We start from the raw sequence: 5,182 nt of genomic DNA on the forward strand, positions 1-5,182 counted from the left end.
AGTCCGACGACGTTCTCGGCCGCGTGAAGGTCTACGAGGCCATCGTCAAGGGCGAGAACATCCCGGAGCCGGGCATCCCCGAGTCCTTCAAGGTGCTCCTCAAGGAGCTGCAGTCGCTGTGCCTGAACGTCGAGGTGCTTTCCAGCGACGGTGTGGCCCTCGAGATGCGCGAGACGGACGACGAGGTCTTCCGGGCCGCGGAGGAACTCGGCATCGACCTGTCCCGGCGCCCGAACGAGGGCGTCAGCAGCGTCGAAGAGATCTGACGGAGTGCGTCCCCGGTGAGTGACAACCCACCGGGGACGCCCCCCGCCGGCCTGGAACCCATCCGAGCAACGAAACACGAGGGATAGACCAAGTGCTCGACGTCAACTTCTTCGACGAGTTGCGCATCGGCCTGGCCACCGCTGACGACATCCGGCAGTGGTCGCACGGCGAGGTCAAGAAGCCCGAGACGATCAACTACCGCACCCTCAAGCCCGAGAAGGACGGACTCTTCTGCGAGAAGATCTTCGGTCCGCAGCGGGACTGGGAGTGCTACTGCGGCAAGTACAAGCGGGTCCGGTTCAAGGGCATCATCTGTGAGCGCTGCGGCGTCGAGGTGACCCGGTCCAAGGTCCGCCGTGAGCGCATGGGCCACATCGAGCTGGCCGCGTCGGTCACGCACATCTGGTACTTCAAGGGTGTGCCGAGCCGGCTGGGCTACCTGCTCGACCTGGCGCCGAAGGACCTCGAGAAGATCATCTACTTCGCCTCGTACGTGGTCACGAGCGTGGACGCCGAGGCGCGTCACCGCGACCTGTCCACCATCGAGAACGAGATCTTCGCCGAGAAGCGCCAGTCGGAGAACAGCCGCGACTCGGAGATCGAGAAGCGCGCCGCCAAGCTCGAGCAGGACCTGACCGAGCTCGAGGCCGAGGGTGCCAAGGCCGACGTGCGCCGCAAGGTCAAGGAGGCCGGCGAGCGCGAGATGCGCCAGATCCGTGACAAGGCGCAGCGCGAGATCGACCGGCTCGACGAGGTGCTCGACACCTTCCGCAAGCTCGACAGCAAGCAGCTGGTCACCGACGAGCTGCTCTACCGCGAGCTGCGCGACCGCTTCGGTGAGTACTTCACCGGCGGCATGGGTGCCGAGGCCATCAAGGCGCTGCTCGAGAACATGGACCTGGACGCGGAGGCCGAGAGCCTGCGCGAGACCATCCGTACGGGCAAGGGCCAGCGCAAGATCCGCGCGCTCAAGCGTCTCAAGGTCGTGGCCGCGTTCCTCAACACCCGGAACTCGCCGCTGGGCATGGTGCTGGACTGCGTCCCGGTCATCCCGCCGGACCTGCGCCCGATGGTGCAGCTCGACGGTGGCCGCTTCGCCACGTCCGACCTGAACGACCTGTACCGCCGGGTCATCAACCGCAACAACCGGCTCAAGCGCCTGATCGACCTGGGCGCCCCCGAGATCATCGTCAACAACGAGAAGCGGATGCTGCAGGAGGCCGTCGACGCGCTGTTCGACAACGGCCGCCGCGGCCGGCCGGTCACCGGCCCGGGCAACCGCCCGCTCAAGTCGCTGTCCGACATGCTCAAGGGCAAGCAGGGCCGCTTCCGTCAGAACCTGCTCGGCAAGCGCGTCGACTACTCCGGCCGTTCGGTCATCGTCGTCGGCCCGCGCCTCAAGCTGCACCAGTGCGGCCTGCCGAAGCAGATGGCGCTGGAGCTGTTCAAGCCGTTCGTGATGAAGCGCCTGGTGGACCTCAACCACGCGCAGAACATCAAGTCGGCCAAGCGCATGGTCGAGCGTCAGCGGCCGGTCGTGTGGGACGTCCTCGAAGAGGTCATCAGCGAGCACCCCGTGCTGCTGAACCGCGCGCCGACCCTGCACCGCCTGGGCATCCAGGCCTTCGAGCCGCAGCTGGTCGAGGGCAAGGCGATCCAGATCCACCCGCTCGTCTGCACGGCGTTCAACGCCGACTTCGACGGTGACCAGATGGCGGTCCACGTGCCGCTGTCGGCCGAGGCGCAGGCCGAGGCCCGGATCCTGATGCTCTCGTCGAACAACATCCTCAAGCCGGCCGACGGCAAGCCGGTCACCATGCCGACCCAGGACATGGTCATCGGGCTCTACCACCTGACGCACCTCACCAAGGGCGCGAAGGGCGAGGGCCGGGTGTTCAGCTCGGACGCCGAGGCTCGGATGGCGTTCGACAACGGCGAGCTGCACCTGCAGGCTCCGATCAAGGTGCGCCTCCACGGCCTCATCGGCGTGGACAACGGCGCCAAGGAAGCCAAGTGGGAGCAGCCGGAGGAGTGGCAGGAGGGCGAGCAGCTGCTCGTCGACACCACCCTCGGCCGGGTCATCTTCAACGAGACGCTGCCCCCGGGCTACCGCTTCGTGAACTACGAGATCCGCAAGGGTCAGCTCTCCGCGATCGTCAACGACCTCGCCGAGCGCTTCCCCAAGGTCGCCCTGGCCGCGACCCTGGACGCGCTCAAGGAGGCCGGCTTCCACTGGGCCACCTGGTCCGGTGTGACGATCGGCATGGGCGACGTCATCGGCCCCCCGCGCAAGCCGGAGATCATCGCGCGGTACCAGGCCGAGGCCGACCGGATCGACAAGCAGTACCAGCGTGGTCTCATGACCGCCGAGGAACGCCGCGGCGAGCTCATCGAGATCTGGACCAACGCGACCAAGGACATCTCCAAGGAGATGGAGACGGCGCTGCCGCAGGAGAACCCGCTGTGGGTCATGATCAACTCGGGTGCCCGCGGTAACCTCCTCCAGCTCCGGCAGATCGCCGCGATCCGTGGTCTGGTGGCCAACCCGAAGGGCGAGATCATCCCGCGCCCGATCACCTCGTCCTACCGCGAGGGCCTGACCGTGCTGGAGTACTTCATCTCCACGCACGGTGCCCGTAAGGGTCTGGCCGACACCGCGCTGCGTACCGCCGACTCGGGTTACCTGACCCGTCGTCTGGTGGACGTCTCGCAGGACGTGATCATCCGCGAGGAGGACTGCGGCACCGACCGCGCCATCCCGATGGTGGTCGGCGAGCGCGAGCCCGACGGCACCCTGGTCGTGCACACGCACGCCGAGACCGGCGTGCACGCCCGTACCCTGGCGGACGACATCGACGACGCGAACGGCAACCGGGTCGTGTCGCGCGGTGACGACCTCAACTCGATCCTGGTCGACAAGCTCGTCGCCGCCGGGGTGGAGCAGGTCCGCGTCCGCAGCGTCCTGACCTGCGAGTCGAAGCTCGGCGTGTGCGCGGCCTGCTACGGCCGTTCGCTGCCGACCGGCAAGTCGGTCGACATCGGCGAGGCGGTCGGCATCATCGCCGCCCAGTCCATCGGTGAGCCCGGCACGCAGCTGACGATGCGTACCTTCCACACCGGTGGTGTCGCGGGTGAGGACATCACCCAGGGTCTGCCGCGTGTGCAGGAGATCTTCGAGGCCCGCGTGCCCAAGGGCAAGGCGCCCATCGCCGACACCCCGGGACGCATCCGCATCGAGGACGGCGAGCGCTCGCGGAAGATCATCGTGATCCCGGACGACGGCAGCGACGAGATCGTGTACGACAAGATCTCGAAGCGCGTCAAGCTGCGGGCGCACGACGGCGACCACGTGGCGGTCGGCGAGAAGCTCACCGAGGGCACCATCGACCCGCACGAGCTGCTGCGCATCATGGGCCCGCGCGCGGTCCAGGTCCACCTGACCCAGGAGGTCCAGGAGGTCTACCGCTCGCAGGGTGTGCTCATCCACGACAAGCACATCGAGATCATCATCCGCCAGATGCTCAAGCGGGTGACGGTCATCGACTCGGGTGCCGCGGAGTTCCTCCCGGGCGTGCTGGTCGACCGGGCGCTCTTCGAGTCCGAGAACCGTCGCATCGTCGGCGAGGGTGGCGAGCCCGCCGCCGGCCGTCCGGTGCTGATGGGTATCACCAAGGCCTCGCTGGCGACCGACTCCTGGCTCTCGGCGGCCTCCTTCCAGGAGACCACCCGGGTGCTCACCGACGCTGCGATCAACTCGCGCAGCGACTCGCTGGTGGGCCTCAAGGAGAACGTCATCATCGGTAAGCTCATCCCGGCCGGTACGGGCATCAGCAAGTACCGCAACATCCGGGTCGAGCCGACCGAGGAGGCCAAGGCCAAGGTGTACTCGATGACCGGGTACCCGGAGACCGACTACGGCTTCGGTCCGGCCAGTGGCCAGGCTGTCCCGCTGGACGACTTCGACTTCGGGTCGTACCGCTGAACGGCTGAGCAATGACGTCGAGGGCGTCCGCGCACTGCGCGGGCGCCCTTCGGCGTTCCTAGAATGGGACCGTGACGCTTCCGGTCTCCGCCGCACCCACCCGCCATCCGATGGATCCGGAGCCGGCGCCCTCCACCAAGGCGCGCGCCGTCTTCGTGCTCGGCCTGGTGGCCTTCCTCACCGGCGCCCTCGTCGGAGGCGTGATTCCCGCCACCCTCGCGCTGCTCCTCGCCCGCCAGGTCGAGCGGGAGCACTATGCCGCGGGCGGCTATCTGCTCGGGGCCCGCTGGGTGCGCCGGGGCCGCCGGCTGGCCTGGGCGGGGCTGGTCCTCGCGCTCACCGCCCTGGTCGTCGCCACGATCGCCGGCCTGCTGCACTTCGCGGCCGCCCCGGGCGGTCAGGACTTCGACCCCGACACCGACTGACGTCCCTGGGCTGCGCGGCACCACCTTCGAGTGACATGCTCGGAGTCCTACGGGTACGCGGCGAGAGGGACGGTCCGTGACACAGCAGCCAGGTTCCTGGCCCGGGCAGCCGGGGCCTCCGGCCGGGGCGCCTCCTGCGCCCGGCCACCCAGGATTCCCGAGCGGGTCCTACCCGGCGCCCCAGCAGCCCGCCCCGCCGGGCGCGATACAGCAGGGCTATCCGGCCGCCGCGATGCAGCAGGGCTATCCGGTGAGTCCGGTGCAGCCGGGTTATCCAGCGGCAATGCCGGTTCCGCCGCCGTCGATGCCGCCGTCGATGCCGCCGGCGACGGGGGAGACCTGGACGCCGGAGCGGCTGGAGCCCGTGGCCGGCACCCCGTTCGGGCTGGTGCAGCTGAGGGTGGCGCCCATCACCTCCGGCCTGGCGATCGGCTCGCTCATCGCCGGCGTCGCCGCGATCCTCGTCTCCACGCTGGTGCTCTGCTTCGGCGTCGCCGGGGCCTCGGCG

The 5,182-nt window shown here is 68.7% G+C and carries 3 protein-coding genes and 1 pseudogene; all 4 read left to right on the forward strand.

Annotation, left to right across the window (positions count from 1 at the left end; genetic code table 11):
• On the forward strand, nt 1-266 hold a 266-nt coding region (locus tag RBH18_RS42905), incomplete at its 5' end, for a DNA-directed RNA polymerase subunit beta (RefSeq protein ID WP_306216278.1).
• A 92-nt stretch (nt 267-358) separates the two neighbouring features.
• Entirely contained in the window at nt 359-4,249 is a 3,891-nt protein-coding gene (locus RBH18_RS42910) for a DNA-directed RNA polymerase subunit beta' (protein WP_306216279.1), read from the forward strand.
• A 71-nt stretch (nt 4,250-4,320) separates the two neighbouring features.
• Complete coding sequence (locus RBH18_RS42915) at nt 4,321-4,674, forward strand: hypothetical protein (protein WP_372339077.1); 354 nt, start codon at nt 4,321-4,323, stop codon at nt 4,672-4,674.
• A gap of 283 nt (nt 4,675-4,957) precedes the next feature.
• Nucleotides 4,958-5,182 (forward strand): annotated as a pseudogene (locus RBH18_RS42920) (hypothetical protein); the annotation flags it as partial.

It is taken from the genome of Actinoplanes oryzae (assembly GCF_030757795.1).
Classification (GTDB): Bacteria; Actinomycetota; Actinomycetes; order Mycobacteriales; family Micromonosporaceae; genus Actinoplanes.